Annotated in this window: 15 protein-coding genes and 1 pseudogene; 8 read left to right on the forward strand and 8 right to left on the reverse strand. The window is 69.0% G+C overall.

All coding sequences use genetic code 11. The features are described from left to right. Nucleotides 1–81 precede the first annotated feature (81 nt). The 3 genes from ELI80_RS07285 to ELI80_RS07295 all read right to left on the reverse strand — a co-directional run bounded on the left by ELI80_RS07285 (nucleotide 82) and on the right by ELI80_RS07295 (nucleotide 3545). Nucleotides 82–1080, reverse strand: a complete 999-nt coding sequence (locus tag ELI80_RS07285) for a glycosyltransferase family 2 protein (protein WP_136650449.1) — start codon at nucleotides 1078–1080, stop codon at nucleotides 82–84. Between the two features lie 92 nt (nucleotides 1081–1172). Next, nucleotides 1173–2582 (reverse strand): O-antigen ligase family protein, encoded by a 1410-nt coding sequence (locus ELI80_RS07290; protein WP_136650450.1) that lies wholly within the window; start codon nucleotides 2580–2582, stop codon nucleotides 1173–1175. 165 nt (nucleotides 2583–2747) lie between these two features. Next, nucleotides 2748–3545 carry a polysaccharide deacetylase family protein gene (locus tag ELI80_RS07295; RefSeq protein WP_161596436.1) on the reverse strand — a complete coding sequence of 266 codons (798 nt, stop codon included), beginning with the start codon at nucleotides 3543–3545 and terminating at the stop codon, nucleotides 2748–2750. Between the two features lie 327 nt (nucleotides 3546–3872). Here ELI80_RS07295 and ELI80_RS07300 point away from each other — a divergent pair, with 327 nt between their 5' ends. Together ELI80_RS07300 and ELI80_RS07305 are read left to right on the forward strand one after the other, a co-directional pair. After that, nucleotides 3873–5390, forward strand: coding sequence for a lipopolysaccharide biosynthesis protein (locus ELI80_RS07300; RefSeq protein WP_136650452.1), 1518 nt, complete (start codon nucleotides 3873–3875; stop codon nucleotides 5388–5390). A 174-nt stretch (nucleotides 5391–5564) separates the two neighbouring features. Continuing rightward, complete coding sequence (locus ELI80_RS07305) at nucleotides 5565–6476, forward strand: glycosyltransferase family 2 protein (protein ID WP_136650453.1); 912 nt, start codon at nucleotides 5565–5567, stop codon at nucleotides 6474–6476. 17 nt (nucleotides 6477–6493) lie between these two features. Here the strand turns inward: ELI80_RS07305 and ELI80_RS07310 are convergent, their stop codons facing one another. Further along, nucleotides 6494–7561, reverse strand: a complete 1068-nt coding sequence (locus ELI80_RS07310) for a glycosyltransferase (RefSeq protein ID WP_136650454.1) — start codon at nucleotides 7559–7561, stop codon at nucleotides 6494–6496. 213 nt (nucleotides 7562–7774) lie between these two features. On the opposite strand from ELI80_RS07310, the gene ELI80_RS07315 reads away from it, so the two are divergent. Next, nucleotides 7775–8317: an AAA family ATPase gene (locus ELI80_RS07315; protein WP_136650455.1), complete on the forward strand. Its 543-nt coding sequence runs from the start codon at nucleotides 7775–7777 to the stop codon at nucleotides 8315–8317. A 33-nt stretch (nucleotides 8318–8350) separates the two neighbouring features. Here ELI80_RS07315 and ELI80_RS07320 read toward each other — a convergent pair whose 3' ends face one another. Both ELI80_RS07320 and ELI80_RS07325 read right to left on the reverse strand, forming a co-directional pair. Beyond that, nucleotides 8351–8980 carry a LysE family translocator gene (locus tag ELI80_RS07320; RefSeq protein ID WP_236641377.1) on the reverse strand — a complete coding sequence of 210 codons (630 nt, stop codon included), beginning with the start codon at nucleotides 8978–8980 and terminating at the stop codon, nucleotides 8351–8353. Nucleotides 8981–9067: 87 nt separating this feature from the next. Next, on the reverse strand, nucleotides 9068–9664 hold the full coding sequence (locus ELI80_RS07325) for a TetR/AcrR family transcriptional regulator (RefSeq protein ID WP_136650456.1): 597 nt from the start codon (nucleotides 9662–9664) through the stop codon (nucleotides 9068–9070). Between the two features lie 153 nt (nucleotides 9665–9817). Here ELI80_RS07325 and ELI80_RS07330 point away from each other — a divergent pair, with 153 nt between their 5' ends. Both ELI80_RS07330 and ELI80_RS07335 read left to right on the forward strand, forming a co-directional pair. Beyond that, nucleotides 9818–10177, forward strand: coding sequence for a DoxX family protein (locus ELI80_RS07330; RefSeq protein WP_136650457.1), 360 nt, complete (start codon nucleotides 9818–9820; stop codon nucleotides 10175–10177). Between the two features lie 26 nt (nucleotides 10178–10203). Further along, a complete protein-coding gene (locus ELI80_RS07335; RefSeq protein ID WP_136650458.1) occupies nucleotides 10204–11655 on the forward strand; it encodes an MFS transporter in 1452 nt (483 codons plus the stop codon). Nucleotides 11656–11756: 101 nt separating this feature from the next. On the opposite strand, the gene ELI80_RS07340 is transcribed toward ELI80_RS07335, so the two are convergent. Then, nucleotides 11757–12713: a patatin-like phospholipase family protein gene (locus ELI80_RS07340; protein WP_136650459.1), complete on the reverse strand. Its 957-nt coding sequence runs from the start codon at nucleotides 12711–12713 to the stop codon at nucleotides 11757–11759. Nucleotides 12714–12775: 62 nt separating this feature from the next. Continuing rightward, nucleotides 12776–13765, reverse strand: a complete 990-nt coding sequence (locus ELI80_RS07345) for an SDR family oxidoreductase (protein ID WP_136650460.1) — start codon at nucleotides 13763–13765, stop codon at nucleotides 12776–12778. A gap of 578 nt (nucleotides 13766–14343) precedes the next feature. Here ELI80_RS07345 and ELI80_RS07350 point away from each other — a divergent pair. From ELI80_RS07350 to arsB, 3 genes and pseudogenes are all read left to right on the forward strand, one after another. Then, nucleotides 14344–14703, forward strand: coding sequence for an ArsR/SmtB family transcription factor (locus ELI80_RS07350; RefSeq protein WP_136650461.1), 360 nt, complete (start codon nucleotides 14344–14346; stop codon nucleotides 14701–14703). 2 nt (nucleotides 14704–14705) lie between these two features. Next, nucleotides 14706–15131: an arsenate reductase (glutaredoxin) gene (gene arsC, locus ELI80_RS07355; protein WP_136650462.1), complete on the forward strand. Its 426-nt coding sequence runs from the start codon at nucleotides 14706–14708 to the stop codon at nucleotides 15129–15131. Between the two features lie 15 nt (nucleotides 15132–15146). Further along, a pseudogene (gene arsB / locus ELI80_RS07360) lies at nucleotides 15147–16219 on the forward strand (ACR3 family arsenite efflux transporter). Nucleotides 16220–16264 lie beyond the last annotated feature (45 nt).

Raw genomic sequence — 16264 nt, forward strand, 5'->3', positions numbered from 1 at the left:
AACAGTCTGCGGTGGCGACTGGCCAAACAGACAGGAAACTTCGCGTGACCGGCCGGTGTGACGTGGCGGCGTCGGTCGTTGTCAGTCCTCGATCAGCAGCCGGCCGATGCGGGTGGGGCGGGTCCGGGGGTGCCGCGCCGCCAGCTTGTCGGCCAGGATTCCGCGCGCGATGGGAACGATTCGGCCGGGGTGGCGCAGCGCCGAGAGGATCGCGCCCGCCCTGCCGCGCCGGGCGCGGCAGTCGAGAAAGTCGCGCAGCACGTAGCGCCGCCTCAGGTCGCGCCTGTGATCGGACAGCGCGGCCGCCGCCTGGTCGGGGCCGTCATGCGCCGCCTGGTAGGCGGCGAGGTGGCTTTCGGAGGCGCGGCACAGCGCGGCGAGATCCGCGGTCCGGTGGCGCGAACTCAGCGAATCGTCGCGCCAGCGGGCGGCGTAGCCGACCTCGCGGATGGCCCTGAACCGCGCGCCCGCCTGCAGCATGCGGACATAGAGGTCGTAATCCTCGCCCAGCCGCAGCGTCTCGTCATAGACAAGACCGTGCCGGGTCAGGAAGTCGCGCCGGATGAGCGGCTTGAGAAAGCCCCATTCGTGCCGGTTCGAATCCCCGCCGGACAGGTTCGCGCGCACGAAGGCGTTCAGGTCGATGTCGATGATCCCGGTGCCCGTGGCCTGCGGCACGGGCGGCAGGTCGCCGGGGCCGGTCGCCTCGGTCACGAACAGGATGTTGTCGGCCACCAGGTCCCAGTCGGCCACCGCCAGCAGCCGCGCGAACCGGCCCGGCAGGACGAAGTCGTCCGCGTCCAGGATCGCGACGAACCCGCCGCGCGCCACGCCCAGCGCAAGGTTGCGCGCGGCGGCCGGACCGCCGTTCCGCCCGGCCCGGATCATCACCAGCCGCGCGTCGCCTGCCGCGGCGGCCGTCGCCGCGCCCGCGGTATCGTCGGACGAGGCGTCGTCGACGACGATCACCTCGGCTACCTCGGGCTGCGCCAAGGCAGAGCGCACGGCGTCCGCGATCGTCGCCTGGGCGTTGTAGGCGGTGATGATCACCGAAACCGACGGCGAGGCTTGGTCGGGCATGGGTCTTTTCCGATCCGCAGGTCTGCGCGGTTCATACGCCTCGGGCGCGCATGGCTCAACATGGCCGCAACCCGCGTCGGCGGAGTTCGGCCTCAGGCGCGGTCCGACCCATGCAGGCGCGGGCCGCTGAACACCCGCCGGGGACGGATCGGGCTGCGCGCGCGCGGCCATTCCTGCGGCGTGGGCGCCACCGGCGCGACCTGTGTCCAGCCGCGCGGGACGCGTCTCGCCGTCGGGGCGTCCATCGCCCGCGCCGCCTGCCGGAAGCCCGCGGCGTGGAAGATCGCGACGAGGGTAATGACCGTGGTGAAGTCGAACTGCGTGAAGAACACCAGCTCAACCTGCATCAGCACGAACTGGCGCACCATGAACAGCGCGAAGAAGATCGACGCGGCACCGGGGCTGCGGATCGTCCACGACAGGACCCCCCACAGCGCGCCGAAGAACAGCACCGCCTGCATGGCGGCGCCGACGAGACCGATCTCGACCGCGTTCGAGATCAGCGTGTTGTGAAAGTTGAAGCCGCTGCGGCTTTCGATCCCGAACTCGGACCACAGCTCCTCCGCCCCCGGGTTTCCGACCACCCAGAACGCCTGGTAGCCGGTGCCCAGGAACGGGCGCTGGGCGATCTCGGCAAAGGCGGTGGCCCACAGGTCGGTCCGCCCGGTCAGGGTGAGGTCCTTGCCGGTGGTGCCCAGGAATGCCTGCGAAAGCTCGGCGAACATGCCCGACAGGATGACGGCGGCGGCCGCGATCAGGATCAGCGCCATCGCGACGACGGCGAACCGCAGCGGCCCTTCCAACCGCCTGAGGACGTAAAGGACGCCGAACGCCGCCACGGTGCCCGCGACGGCGATCAGCGCGCCCGTGGACTTGGCCATGACCAGCAGCACGAAGCCGATCCCCAGCGACATCAGCGCGGTCAGCCGCCACAGCCGCGGCGAGCGCCGGTCGAACAGAATTGCCACCGCCACGATGACGAGAAGGCCGCTCGACGCGGCGAGCGCGTTCTTGCTGGCATAGATGCCGAGATAACCGGCGCCGTCGCTGCGCGTCCGTCCCGACGCGAGGCTGGCGAGCGACGCCGCGAGCTGCGCGACCAGCACCAGGCGCACGAAAAGCGCGGGCGGCAGCCGGTCGGCCAGCGCCATCGCAATGAGCATGGTCAGCAGCAGCTGCACCCCGTAGCGCACCGTCACCGCGGGATAGTCGGACCAGGTGACCGAGACCAGGCACCAGGCCACCAGCGCCACGACCAGCCAGTTGCGCCGCATTGCGGCCAGCACCTCGCCGGGCCGCATGGCGACCAGGACCGATCCGGCCAGCAGGAAGACGAGCGCGCCCTTTGAGGCCAGCATCGGCAGCAGCGCCGTGCCCAGCAGGCAGACGAGCGCGATCAGCACCGCCGGCCGGTAGGTGATCACCAGCCCCCGCCGAGGCTGACGCCGGGCCGGGCGCGCATACCCCGTGGCGTCCGGCGCCAGCCGGGCGCCGACGCTCATCGCGGGCACCCGGCCGGATGGCCGGCGGCTGCGGAATGCCGGGGTAAGGGATCGGTGTGCATGCGGCCTGTCCTGTCCGCTTGGCGCGACCCGTGGCCCCGGATCATGCGCCAGCGTGCGCCGCCACTTAGCACCTCACGGGGGTGCGGGGCAACGCGGCCGCGATCAACGTGGCGAGAACTTGAGCACGGGCGCGGACGGCAAGCCGACGTCGGCGGCCGCGGCCTTGCTGGCAGCCCGGTCCAGCGCGTCCGCGACCGGGAGGACATTCGCCCCGGCGGTGAGCGCATGGTCCACGATTCTCGCCAGTGCCGCAGGGTCTACGCCGAAGGGCGAATGATCCTTGGCGACATCGTGGGTGAGAAAGATGAGCCAGGCGTTCCGCCTGACGGCGAGGTCGATCCATTCATGGGCGGACCGCTCGGCCAGGATATGCGGCTCCAGGCTGACGCAGCGAAGAGCGGCGAGATCGATGGTGCCGACGTTCAGCCCCGGCCAGATCCCGCGACTGGCGCCGAACCAGCGCGCCGCCTCGCGCTTGAGGTCCGGGCTTACGTCGCCATAGGGATAGGCGTGGGTGCGAAGCGTCTGGCTGACGCCGAGCGCGCGCAGCAGGTCGCGGTTCGAAGCATATTCGCCGCGGATCCGCGCCGGAGAGGCCTTGGTGAGGCGGGCATGGGTGGCCGTGTGGCACCCGATCTCGTGACCGGCATCCGACAGCCGGATCAGATCCTCGGCGTCGTATTGCCGCAGCCCGTCCACCGTGCGGCCCATGTTGCCGGCGCTGGCATAGAAGGTCGCGCGGACGCCGCGGTCGTCCATGATCCTGGCGCCCGTGGTCGCGGCGCTTTTCGGAAAGTCGTCAAAGCTGAAGCTGATGATCGCGCGGTCGAGCCTGATCTTCGCCGGACGCCGCGCAAGGTGCCGCGCGGCGACGTAATCAAGCCGCCGTTTCAGAGACATCGCATCTACCATCCGCAAAAGACAACCGAGAAAGCGTACGCGCGGGGCGAATGCTCAACCAGCGGGATGCCGCCTGTAAAGACGGCCCAACCTGTTCTTTCGGATAGTGCGTTTGGCAGCCGGACGCAACCAGAAGCGTCTTTTCGGGCACGATACCAAACTGGGATCGAAGTCAACTTGAAAAAATCTTGCAAGCGGAAATCACCCTGATTAGCTGGCGGGACAGGACGTATCCGGATTCGCGATGGCGGGCCCGATCCGGCCGGGGATCGTCCGCGAACGAACGCCTCGCGGCGGGCGCTCGCCTGAACTGGGAAAGGCGGGGTCATGCGCGCGCGCAGGTCGTTATTCGAACCCGCAGAAGGGTCCCTTGGCCGGGCGGTCGGCTGGGGGGCGGTCACGACCGGCGGGGCGCAGGCGGTCAGGCTGGGGTGCCAGATCGCGTCGGTCATCGTGCTGTCGCGGCTGCTTCCGCCCGAACAGTTCGGCATCGTCGCGATGGCCGCTCCGGTCCTGGCCTTTGTCGGGCTGTTCCAGGACCTCGGCCTGGTCGAAGCCACCATCCAGAGGAAGACCATCACCCATGCCGAGGTGAACCTGCTCTTCTGGATCAACATGTTCATCAGCGTCGTCCTGTCCGGGCTGATGATCGCGGTCGCGCCGCTGATCGCGGGCTTCTACGGGCAGCCGGCGGCGGGGGTGCTGCTTGCCGCGACCAGCGTGAACATGGTCGTCGGATCGGCGACGTCGCAGCATTACGCGATCCTGGCGCGACGGATGGAGTTCGGCTGGACCGCCGTGATCGACAGCGTCGCCGCCGTCGCGGGCCTGGGCACCGCGATCGTCTGGGCGCTGTTCGACCCGACCTTCTGGGCCCTTTACGCGGGCGCGCTGGCCACCGCCGTCTGCGGCTGCTCGGGCATGTGGCTGCTGTCGGGCTGGCGCCCGGGTTTGCCGCGCTGGATCCCCGAAGCGAGCGGGCTCGTGCGGTTCGGCGCCGGGCTGACCGGGTTCAACTTCGCCAACTTCTTCACCCGCAACCTCGATAACGTGCTGATCGGCCGCTACTGGGGCGTGGGCGAGCTCGGCTTCTACGACCGCGCCTACAAGCTGCTGCTGTTCCCGCTGCAGCAGATCACCAATCCTCTCGCCCGCGTCATGGTGCCCGCGCTGTCGCGGCTGAACGAGGAACCCGAGCGTTACCGTCACGCCTTCGTGCGGGTGATCCGGATGGTGCTGATGGTGACCCTGCCCGGCGTCGCGGTGGGCATCGCCCTGTCTGACGTCCTGATCCCGTTCGCGCTGGGCGAGGAATGGGCCGAAAGCGCCCGAATCTTCCAGGCACTGGGCTTCGCGGGGCTCATGCAGCCGCTGAACAACCCGGTCGGCTGGCTCTTCATCAGCCAGGGCCGCTCGACCGAGTTCATGCGCTGGGGCATCTTCACCGCCGTCACCTCGGTCGCGGCCTTCTCGATCGGCCTGCCCTACGGCGCGACCGGCGTGGCCGCCGCCTATGCCGTGAGCGAATACCTGCGGACGCCTCTCCTGTGGAGCTATCTCGGCCGCAGCGGTCCGGTGCAGGCGGACCATGTCCTGCGTGCCGCGCTGCCGTGGATGGCGGGGTCCCACGTCGTCGTGGCGCTGCTGTGGGCGGCAAGGTCCCTGCTGCCCGACACCGCGCTGCCCGCGCTGCTTCTGGCGACCGCCGGGGCCTATGTCGGCACCTGCGCCGTGGCGGCGCTGTTCCCGGCGGGGCGCGAGGCGCTGCGCGATGCCGGCATGCTGGTGGCAAGGCTCGCGAACCGGCGCCAGGCGCCGCGGGGCGCCGGGTCCGCGCAAGCGTAGGCGGGTCGGCGCCGACCGCCTTCCTGGCCGTGGATCGCTCGGCGGATCGATGCTTCACTGAGTCACGTCAAGGAAGCCGCCCGCCGCAGCGGGCCGTGAAACGCCTTCGGGCTGAACAGCCGGTGCGCGGGGTTGCCGCGCCCCGGCCCCTGTCTATTCGCGAGTGATTGCATCATGGTTACGACCGCCGAACCCGCATCCTTCCCTGCCCCATCCCCGCTCATCAGCGTCATCATCCCGGTCTGGAACAGCGAACGCCGCATCGCCATGGCGCTCGAGGCGATTGCCCGCCAGACCGCCCCCCGCGACCTGTTCGAGGTCATCGTCGTCGACAACGGATCGACCGACGGCACGGCGGACGCGGCGCGCCGCTTCGGTTTCGCGCAGGTGCTGTCCGAACCGATCCCCAGTTCCTACCGGGCGCGCAACCGGGGCCTTGCCGCGGCGCGCGGCGAATACGTCCTCTTCACCGATGGCGACTGCGTCCCCGACCCGGACTGGATCGCACAGGCGCTGGCGGAAACCCGCGAGAAGCCTGATCTCGGCGTCGTCGCGGGCGAGGTCACGCTGTTTCGCGAGAACGGGGCGGGGGCCATCGCATCGAGCTATGAAAAGACGCACACCTTCAACCAGAAGGGCAATGTCGAGATCGGGGGCTTCTGCATCACCGCCAACTGGCTTTGCCGCCGCGACGACCTGCGCGCGATCGGCGGCTTCGATGCCGACCTGTTGTCGGCGGGCGATTCCGAATGCTCGCGCCGCATGGTCGCCGCGGGGCACAGGCTGTCCTATTCTCCGCGGATGATCGTGCGGCACCCGACCCGCGCGTCCATCGGCGAGCTGATCCGCAAGCGCCGCCGGGTCACCGGCGGACGCTGGCACGCCGACGGGCTGCGGCAGCGCGGGGTGGTGCCGACGCTGAAGCTGTTCACGCGCGAGGCGGTCAACCAGGCGCGCGCGACGATGCGGTCCGACAGCGGCATGCCGACCAAGGTCGCCGTCCTGGGCGTGATCGGGCTGCTGCTGCTGTCCACCCACGCCGAGGTGCTGCGCCTGTCGGCCGGGCGCCCGCCCTTCCGGGCCTAGGGCGCCCGCGCGAACCCTCAGGCGGGAACGCCGCCCTTTCCGGCGAAGATCGACAGCAGCTTGTCGACCTGCGCGCCCCGGTCCATCTCGGGGCGGGACGAGAAGTCGCGTGCCGCGCGCGAGGTCGCGTCGTAGTAGTCGCGGTCGTGCCACAGCCTGCGAACCGCGTCGGCCCAGACATCCGCCGGCGCGTGGGGGTCGATCAGCACGCCCCCCGGTCCCACCGCCTCGGGCAGGCCGCCGCGGTCCGATGCGACGACCGGGATTCCGCTGAACTGCGGCTCGACCGCGATCCGGCCGAACGCCTCCTCCCACTGGCTCGGGGCAAGGACGATCCGCGCCTTGCCATAGACCGACTTCATGTCGCTGGTGGACGGCCTCAGCGTGACGTTCGGCAGCGCCGCCAGCCGTTCCATCAGCCTGGCCCTGTCGTCGGATTCGAGCATCCAGCCCGCGACGAACACGAACGGGATCTCGGGGCAGCGCGCGGCGACACCCAGCGCGACCTCCAGCCCCTTGCGGGGGTGGGGGTTGATGAAGGTCACGTTCTCGCGCGTCGTCTCGGTCTCGTAGGTCTCGCGCCGGATCAGGGGATAGACAACTTCGGCGTGGACATCGAACAGTTCGCGGAACCGGCGGGCAGTGAAGTTCGAGTTGGCGACGTAGGTCACCCCCTTCAGCCCGTGAAGGCTGCCGCCCAGATCCTCGACCTCGGCGTTTCGCAGGTAGATGACGACGCGGGTATCCACGCCGTCGAGCGCCTGCGCGATCTTCACCGGGAACAGCGACTGCGGCACCACCACGTCCGCGCCGACGCGGCGCGCGACGTCGGCCGCGACCTCCCACGGGAACCAGGCGCGATAGACCGGGTAGCCCAGCGTCCGGTCCACGACATAGCCGCGCCGATTCAGCTTGAGCTTGACCCGGCTCATCGCCCCCAGCCGCCCCTTGCCCGTCAGGCCGCCGAGAACGCTGACCTCGTGCCCGCGTGCCGCGAACTCTTTGGCCAGATCGTTGATGCTGGACTGCGCGCCCCCGACCATCTGCGGAATGTAGGGGTGGGCATTGGCAAGGAGGATCTTCATGGGCACTTTCCACTTGAGCACGACGCACAGACGACGCGGCTGCCGCGGCCCCGTGTAGCGCGCCGCGCCCTCTTTGCCCACATGGCCCGGCCGCCCCGTGACAGCCGCGGGCGTTTTCCGCCGAAACGCAGGGGGGCCTGCCTGCTGAAACCGCCGCGCGGCCGCGATTGGCGATCTTAGGTCAACAGCCCTCCTCCCATCAAAGGACTTCCAATGTCAGAACACCTCTTCATCATCACCGGCGGCCCCGGCTCAGGGAAAAGCAGCCTAATCAACGCCTTGGCGGCCCGTGGATACCGCACGATGCCCGAGGCCGGGCGGGCCATCATCCGCGATCAGGTCGCGATCGGCGGGTCGGCCCTGCCGTGGGCGGACCGCGCGCTTTTCGCGGAACTCATGCTCGGCTGGGAGATGCGGTCCCATCGCGAGGCGCTTGCAATCGCCTCGCCCGTCCTGATGGATCGCGGGATTCCCGATGTCGTCGGGTATCTGACGCTGTGCGGCCTGCCCGTCCCGGATCATGTCGAGCGGGCGGCGAAGGTTCATGCCTACAACAGGCAGGTGTTCCTTGCCCCCTACTGGGACGCGATCTTCACGCAGGATGCCGAGCGAAAGCAGGATCGGGCCGAGGCCGAGGCGACCGGCAGGGTCATGGCCGAGACCTATCGCCGTCTCGGCTACCGGATCATGGAGCTTCCACTGGCCGGGATCGAGCAGCGCGCCGATTTCGTGACCGCCCGCCTGCGAGCTGCCTGACCGCCCCCGCCCGCCCCGGAAGCGCGCCACGCGTCAGTTCAGAAAGATCGGGTACAGCGACAGGACCAGCAGTCCCGCCATCGTGACGTTGAAGACCCGCAGCCGGGACGGCTCGGTCAGGAAACGCCGCAGCCCGACGCCGAACGCGGCCCAGATCCCGACGCACGGGGCATTGATCGCCGCCATCAGCAGCGCCACCGTGGCGACCGACGACAGCGAGGGATGGGCCGGCAGATAGGTCGCGACCGCCCCGAGGGCCATCACCCATGCCTTCGGATTGACCCACTGGAACGCGGCCGCCCCGACAAAGCCCAGCGGCTTTCCCGCCGCGCCGTCGGGGGCGTCCGGCGCGTTCGAGCCTGCGATCTTCCAGGCGAGATACAGAAGATAGCCCCCGCCGACCCAGCGAAGCACGGTGTTGAGCCAGGGATAGACCTCGAACACGGCGCCCAGCCCGGTGCCCATGAGGACGATCATGACCGCGAAGCCGACGCTGATGCCCAGGATATGGGGGACCGTCCTGCGGATGCCGAAATTGACGCCGGACGCCAGCACCATCATGTTGTTCGGTCCGGGGGTGATGGATGTGACGACCGTATAGAGGCTCAGGGCGAGCATCGTCTGGGCCATCGCAAGGCCGGCCGTCGTCGTTTCGGGCGTCATGGATGCCGCCCCGATCGTTTTGCCCCGGATCGTCTTGCCGCTGTGTCGCTCATCCGCCTGTCCTGTGCATGGTGATCCGCGCAGCCGTCACTGGGGCCGCAGGAAGCGGCCGACCATCGTCGTGATCAGCGCGCGGCAGCTTTCGAAATCCAGCCCCGCCGTCATCAGCGGCAGCATCGGGGCGGCGTCCAGCACGGCGAGAAGGACCGCGCTCGTCTGATCGGCGTCGAGGCCGGGATCGACCTCGCCCCGCTGCTGCCCGGCCGTGATCGTGGCGGCCAGCAGCTTGCGGACACCCTCGCTGTTGGCCTGCAGGATCGCATGGATCTTGTCGTTGCGGCCGCCTTCGGCCAGCAGTTCGAACAGGATGCGGCAATGGGCCAGATCGTCCCAGCCCTCCATGCTCCACAGTTCCGACAGCAGAACGGTCGCCACCGGCTCGCCCTGCGTGTGCCGGGCGAAATGGGCGTGCAGGCCGGCAAGGTAGTCGTCGGCCATCTGTTCGACGATCGCCTCCTTGCTCGGGAAGTAGTGATAGAGGTGGCCGGGACTGATCCCCGCCTCGTTGCAGATCACCGCGACCGAAGCGCCCTGCAGTCCGTGGCGCAGAAAGCAGCGATGCGCGGCCGCCAGGATCTCCCTGCGTTTGCTCTCGTGCTGTTCGGGAACGAGCTTGCGCGCCATGCGGCCTCCGGAAAAATAGTGCGCACGCTCTAACTATCTTGACCTCGCGGCCAGTATGTTAGAGTGTTCGCTCAATCTATGACGGAACGCCCGCCACGTCGAGCCCTGCGCCAGAGAAAGCGGCTTCCCCGGTCCGGAATCATGCGAGGCGCGATGAAGCGAACCATTCCCATCCTGTCACACCTGCTTGGCTGGCTGCTGGCGGCCTTCTTCCTGTTCGGCGCCTGGGGCAATCTCTTCCTGTCGGCGGAAAACGCCGCGGCCTACGCGGCATGGGGCTACCCGGCCTGGTTCCACTATGTCACCGCGCTGCTGGAACTGACCGCCGCCGTGCTGCTGATCGGGGCCGCGTCGCGGCCCCATGGGGCGGCACTGGGGGCGCTGGTGATGGCGGCCGCCACGCTGACCACGGTGGTGCATGGCGATTACGGCCATTCGACCGCCCCCGCCATCGTCCTTGCCGTCTCGCTCGGGGTGCTGGCCCTGTCGCTGGCGGCCCGCAGGACTGCCTGATCCTTCTTTCCTACGGAGCATCCATCATGAACACGACCAGCGATCCGGCCGGCATGACCGGACCGGCCGGGACAACGCACGCGCACCGCGACGGTTGGGCGGACCTTCTGTCCGGCCGCCACCTCGTCATCGTCGCGGTCATGGCCAGCGGCATCCTGCTCTACGCCATGAACCTGTATTTCACGGCGGCGCTGATGCCCTCGATCGTGGCCGACATCGGCGGGCAGCGGTATTACGCCTGGGTCACGACGGCGTTCGTCATCTCGGCCATCGTCGCCTCGCTGTTCGTCAGCCGCGTTCTGGATCAGAGAGGACCGGCAACCGCCTATCTGATCGCATTCGCGGCCTTCGCCCTCGGCGCCGCCGGCAATGCGGCCAGCCCTACGATGGAGGTTCTGATCGCCGGGCGCGTCGTCCAGGGGCTGGGCGGCGGTCTTCTGGCGGGGCTCGGCTATGCGGTGATCCGCACCGCCCTGCCGGAACGGCACTGGGCGCGGGCGACCGGGGTCGTCTCGGCCATGTGGGGCGTGGGCACCCTGTTCGGCCCGGCGCTTGGCGGCCTGTTCGCGGAACTCGGTCTGTGGCGCTGGTCCTACGGGGCGCTGGCGGCGGTGTCGCTGCTGTTCGCGCTGCTGGCGCGGCGCTCGTTCGCGGGGATGGCCGGGTCGGGGCGTCCGGCGCCGGTGCCCGCGGCCGCGCTGATCGCGCTGATCCTGGCCACGGTGGCGATCAGCGTCAGCGCGGTGGTGCCGATCGGCTGGCCGACGCTCGCCGCGGTCGGGGTCGGGCTGGTGCTGCTGGGCCTGTTCGTCCTGATCGAGCGGCGGGCGGACAACACGATCCTGCCGAAGATGACCTATCGCCGCGGCAATGCGCTGAAATGGGTTTACCTGACGGTCGCCGCGCTCAGCGCCGGGGTGATGGTCGAGAACTTCATCCCGCTGTTCGGCCAGCAGCTTGCCGGGTTGAGCCCGCTGGTCGCCGGGCTGCTGGGCGCGGTCCTGTCGCTGGCCTGGGTCATCGCGCAACTGTTCGTCGTCTCGGTCTCGTCCGAGGCCGGGCGCCGCCGCGCCATCCGTCTCGGCCCCGTGCTGCTGACGGCCGGCCTGATCGTCTACGGCCTGCTGCAGTCGCCCGGCGCGGGCTGGCAGACCGTGACGCTCTGGGCCGCTGCGCTTGCCTTGGCGGGGGTCGGCATCGGGCTGGCCTGGCCGTTGCTGGGCGTCGCCGCGATGAGCAGCACCGACGATCCTGCCGAGGGCGGAAAGGCTGCCGCCGCCATCACCACCACGCAGCTGATCGCGTTTTCGATCACCTCGGCGCTGGCGGGAACGCTGATGGCGGCCGGGGGCGGGTCCGTCATGGAATCCGCGCGGTATGTCAGCCTGGGGATCGCGGTGCTGACGCTGATCGGGGTGCTGGCGGCGGGGATCGCGACGGTTGGCGCACAAGACGCGGCAGTTCCTGACCCCGGCTGAGCGGCAGGGCTGTTGCCGCACCGGCGGCGTCGAAACAGCGGGCGGCAGAGCGCCGCCCGCCCTTGGTCGGCAGACGATCGATCCCGTTCATAGCGCTGCCCTCAGGCAACGCTGTTCAGTGCCCGCCGCGTCTGCTCATGGCCCGCCGCCCATCGGCGCGCGAGGGCCGTTTGCGTGAAGTCGAAGGCCTTGCCGCCGATCTCGTACCCGGCCCCATCGTGGACGATCTCGGTCAACGTGACCGGCGGCGGCTCGCCGGATCGCTCGGCCAGGTGCTTTCGAAGCTCGCCGACCGACCGAAGCCTCTGCGCCGCAAAGGCGATGTCCTGGCTGCGGCGCAGGATCAGGTCGAGACTGCCCGCGCGCTCGGCCCGCGCGGGCCACAGGTCCGCGATCCAGGCGCAGGTCGGACCCTCGATCGGCCGGTCGAGCAGCGCCAACGCCGGACAGTTGTCGCCAAGGCCGGCGTCGATCAGCGGGCGCCCCTCCAGCATCACCGGCGGGAAGGCGACGGGAATCGAGGCGCTGGCCAGGACATGGTCGACGGTCAGGTGGCCCGTGCGGTTGTCGAAGCGCAGGACTTCGGCCGTGGTCTGGTCCATGGCCGAGATGGTGATGCGGCAGGCGGACGCGTTCAGCGCGTCGAAGTCGATGAGTCCCAGCAGCAGACGCCGCATGGGGGCGGTGTCGAACACATGGTCATCCGGGGGCACACCGGGCATCGCCGCCAGCATGCCGGGGAAGCTGGCGTGGAACAGCGCGGGCCGGCCGTAGAGCAAGGCGCGGACCACGGCATTGCGCCGCCAGATCGACGCTGCACCCCAGACGGCCTTGTCGGCGGCGGCGTTCCAGAACTGCTTCAGCCGGTCGACCGCGCCGTCGGGCGCGCCGCCCATCCAGAGCGCTGCGGTGATGGCCCCGATCGAAGTCCCGGAAATGTGGACCGGAACGACGTCCCGTTCGCTGAAAGCCTGAACCACCCCGCCATAGAACGCGCCAAGCGCATTGCCGCCGCCCAGGCAGACGATGTGCTCGCGGTGGTCTGCTTCGTCAGCCATTCTGCAACTCCGTGTTCAAGATGTGGCGACGACGTGGGAAGCCGCGGCCGGAAGCGACCCTGTCAGTGGCGTCGGTGGCGCCGCTGGGTCAGCAGGATCGCAGCCGCAGCGGCCAGGCCGAGCGCCAGCACGGGCGCGGCAGGGCCGTTCGCGGCGCGCGAGTACAGGCTGGGCCACCCGACCTGCTCACCGTCTTCCTGCGCCTCGGAAAGCGGCGCGTGAAGGTTGCCCGCCTGCGGGGCTTCAGCTTGGCCCAGCTGGGCGCTGTAAACCGCCGAGGCACCCAGCTTGTCGAAAAGCCCGGGGGCGAGCGCGGCCATGGCGCCCAGCATCGGGCCGGCACCGCCGACATAGACCTCGCGCGTGGGGTGGACGGCGGCGCGCAGGATGACCCGCGCCACCTCGCCCGGCGCATAGACCGGCGGTGGCAGTCGCGCCGCCCGGCCGGTGATGTTGCGGGCGTGCCGCGTCAGGGGCGTGCCGATCGACGCGGGCTTGACCAGCGTCACCGTGACCCCCGCCCGGTCGTGCAGCAGTTCGGTGCGCAGCGCGTCGGTGAAGCCTTTCACCGCGTGCTTGGAGGCCGCGTAGATCCCCTGCACGGGAAACGCGACTTCGGACGCGATGCTGCCGAGGTTGATGAGCGTCCCCCGGCTTTCGCGCAGGTGGGGAAGCGCGGCGAGGCTGCCGTTCACGACGCCCCAGAGGTTCGTTTCGAACAGCTTGCGCATGTCCTCCTCGGAAACCTGGTCAAGCCGGCCCCACAGGGACACGCCCGCGTTGTTGACCCAGGTGTCGATCCGGCCATGGCGCGTGATCGCGGCCTGAGCCAGCGCCTCGACCTGGGCGCGCACCCCCACATCGGTCGGGACGCCCAGCGCGTCGCCGCCAGCGTCGCTGATCTCGCGGACGACGTCCTGCAGAACGCCTTCGGACCGGGCGGCGAGCACCACCCGGGCGCCCTGCCCCGCTGCGTGCCGCGCCGTGGCAAGACCAATCCCGCTGGTCGCCCCGGTAATGACGATCACCTGTTCAGACAGTGGCTTCTGCATCGTGGAACTCCGTTTCTGCGGGGGGTTGGTCAGCTTGGCGGTTGCATCTCCGGCCCATCGCCCCCGGCACGGCGACCCATGCAGTGACGTGTCCTTCGCGGCGGTGAGCGAGCGTCCCGTCGATGTCAAAGAGGACAGCGTCGATCATGAATGTTCCTGTCCTTGCAGCGCCTCGCATGCGGCGAACCCGATGGGAAGACTGCGATGCAGCAAGACGCGGCCCTTCGATCAACCGCCATCGAGAGCTCGGCGACGGGGATCTGCCAGCTAACGCCCTGCCGACATGGCAGTTGCGATAACATTTGTGGCTCGCTTGTGTTGGGATGGCGGCTTCAGTTCGCGGCCCAGCCCGCAAGTGACACAAAAAGAATAGCAACCCGACCTGACCTTGGCCCGTAATGATGCGCAGCGACATCGTCTGCCGGACGGACGTTGACCGCGGCGGCAGCTTTGCGCCTGCAACCTCTGCCATGTGAACGCGGCCCCCGTTCAACGCGGCCAAATTCCAAGCCTAGGCTCAAGCACCTTGACCTTCCCAGCAGATTACTCATAATCTCATCAGACGTTGAGGTGATGAGATGAACGAGTCCGAAGCTCTAGCCGCCTTCACGGCCCTGTCCCAGGACACGCGGCTGCAGGTCGTGCGGATCCTGGTGCAGGCCGGGCCTGACGGCATGGCCGCCGGCGCTATCGGGGAAGCTGTGGGTGGCGCCAGCACGTCGCGGCTGTCGTTCCACCTGACCCATCTCGAACATGCCGGGCTGATCCAGTCCCGGCGCGAGGGGCGCTTCATCATCTACCGCGCCGTTTATCCCGCCTTGGCCGGGCTTGTCGGCTTCCTGATGAAGGATTGCTGCCGGGCCCACCCGGAGATCTGCGCCCCGGCCATCGCGGCGCTCGACTGCGCCTCCGATCCCGGCTTCACCGAAAGCGCCTGACCGTGGATGTCGTCATCTACCACAACCCCGACTGCGGCACCTCGCGGAACACGCTGGCGATGATCCGCAATGCCGGCGTCGAGCCGCATGTCATCGAGTATCTGAAGACGCCGCCCGCCCGGGCGCTGCTCGTGCAGCTGATCACCCGCATGGGGATCACGCCGCGCGACCTGCTGCGCGAGAAGGAAACGCCTTACACCGAGCTTGGTTTGGACGATCTGTCCCTGTCCGAAGCGGCGCTGCTCGATGCGATGATGGCGCATCCGGTGCTGATCAACCGCCCCGTCGTCGTCAGCCCCAGGGGCGTGCGGCTCTGCCGTCCCTCAGAGGCTGTGCTGGACCTGCTGCCGCCGCAACGGGCTGCCTTCAGCAAGGAAGACGCCGAATGGGTCGTGGATGCCCAGGGCAACCGCACCCGCCCTGCCTAAGCAAAGGTTATCGCGATGACCTCTCCGCGTCCGGCGAGCCGGCTTTTCTTTCTCGACCGGTACCTGACGCTGTGGATCTTCGCGGCCATGGCGCTCGGCATCGGGCTCGGCCGATCTTCAACGGCCTGCCGAATGGCCTGAATGCCCTGTCGATCGGATCGACCAACATCCCGATCGCCATCGGCCTGATCCTGATGATGTATCCGCCGCTGGCGAAGGTGCGCTACGAGGAACTGCACCGCGTCTTCGCCGACAGGCGCGTGCTGCTGCTGTCGCTGGTGCAGAACTGGATCATCGGGCCAGTGCTGATGTTCGTCCTCGCCGTGATCTTCCTGCGCGACTAGCCGGAATACATGACGGGCCTGATCCTCATCGGCCTTGCGCGCTGCATCGCCATGGTGCTGGTCTGGAACCAACTCGCGCGCGGCGACAGCCAGTATGTCGCGGGGCTGGTGGCCTTCAATTAGATTTTCCAGATCCTGTTCTTCTCCACCTACGCCTGGCTGTTCCTGACCGTGCTCCCCCCGCTCTTCGGGCTTGAGGGCAGCGTCGTCGACGTGGGCTTCCGGACCGTGACCGAGGCCGTGCTGATCTACCTGGGCCTGCCGTTCCTGGCCGGGTTCCTGACCCGCCGCATCCTGATCGCCCGCATGGGGGCGGAGTGGTATGGGGAGGTGTTCCTGCCGAAGATCAGCCCGATCACGCTGCTGGCGCTGCTCTTCACCATCGTCGCGATGTTCAGCCTGAAAGGCGGCGACGTGCTGCGCCTGCCGCTCGATGCCCTCCGGATTGCCATTCCGCTGGTGCTGTATTTCGCCATCCAGTTCCTGGTGAGCTTCGCCATGGGCCGGCTGGTCGCCAGGGACTATCCGCGCACCACCGCCATCGCCTTCACCGCCGCCGGCAACAACTTCGAGCTGGCGATTGCCGTGGCCATCGCCGCCTACGGCCTGGCCTCGCCGGTGGCCTTCGCCGCCGTGATCGGCCCGCTGGTCGAGGTGCCGGTGCTGATCGGGCTGGTGAACGTGGCCTTGCGACTGGGGCGCCGCTGGTTTTCCGAAGATGCGCTGAAGGAGGCCCGCGCGTGATCGCCGATCTGCCGATCCCGTATTCCGCGGCCCTGCCCGCGCTCT

The sequence above is a fragment of the Paracoccus aeridis genome, assembly GCF_004923205.2.
Taxonomy (GTDB): Bacteria; Pseudomonadota; Alphaproteobacteria; order Rhodobacterales; family Rhodobacteraceae; genus Paracoccus; species Paracoccus aeridis.

Excerpts from the sequence above, each read along its gene's own strand:
- ELI80_RS07285 (WP_136650449.1), bottom strand. The coding sequence starts at position 1,080 with ATGCCCGACCAAGCCTCGCCGTCGGTTTCGGTGATCATCACCGCCTAC.
- ELI80_RS07290 (WP_136650450.1), bottom strand. The coding sequence starts at position 2,582 with ATGAGCGTCGGCGCCCGGCTGGCGCCGGACGCCACGGGGTATGCGCGC.
- ELI80_RS07295 (WP_161596436.1), bottom strand. The coding sequence starts at position 3,545 with ATGTCTCTGAAACGGCGGCTTGATTACGTCGCCGCGCGGCACCTTGCG.
- ELI80_RS07300 (WP_136650452.1), top strand. The coding sequence starts at position 3,873 with ATGCGCGCGCGCAGGTCGTTATTCGAACCCGCAGAAGGGTCCCTTGGC.
- ELI80_RS07305 (WP_136650453.1), top strand. The coding sequence starts at position 5,565 with ATGGTTACGACCGCCGAACCCGCATCCTTCCCTGCCCCATCCCCGCTC.
- ELI80_RS07310 (WP_136650454.1), bottom strand. The coding sequence starts at position 7,561 with ATGAAGATCCTCCTTGCCAATGCCCACCCCTACATTCCGCAGATGGTC.
- ELI80_RS07315 (WP_136650455.1), top strand. The coding sequence starts at position 7,775 with ATGTCAGAACACCTCTTCATCATCACCGGCGGCCCCGGCTCAGGGAAA.
- ELI80_RS07320 (WP_236641377.1), bottom strand. The coding sequence starts at position 8,980 with ATGACGCCCGAAACGACGACGGCCGGCCTTGCGATGGCCCAGACGATG.
- ELI80_RS07325 (WP_136650456.1), bottom strand. The coding sequence starts at position 9,664 with ATGGCGCGCAAGCTCGTTCCCGAACAGCACGAGAGCAAACGCAGGGAG.
- ELI80_RS07330 (WP_136650457.1), top strand. The coding sequence starts at position 9,818 with ATGAAGCGAACCATTCCCATCCTGTCACACCTGCTTGGCTGGCTGCTG.
- ELI80_RS07335 (WP_136650458.1), top strand. The coding sequence starts at position 10,204 with ATGAACACGACCAGCGATCCGGCCGGCATGACCGGACCGGCCGGGACA.
- ELI80_RS07340 (WP_136650459.1), bottom strand. The coding sequence starts at position 12,713 with ATGGCTGACGAAGCAGACCACCGCGAGCACATCGTCTGCCTGGGCGGC.
- ELI80_RS07345 (WP_136650460.1), bottom strand. The coding sequence starts at position 13,765 with ATGCAGAAGCCACTGTCTGAACAGGTGATCGTCATTACCGGGGCGACC.
- ELI80_RS07350 (WP_136650461.1), top strand. The coding sequence starts at position 14,344 with ATGAACGAGTCCGAAGCTCTAGCCGCCTTCACGGCCCTGTCCCAGGAC.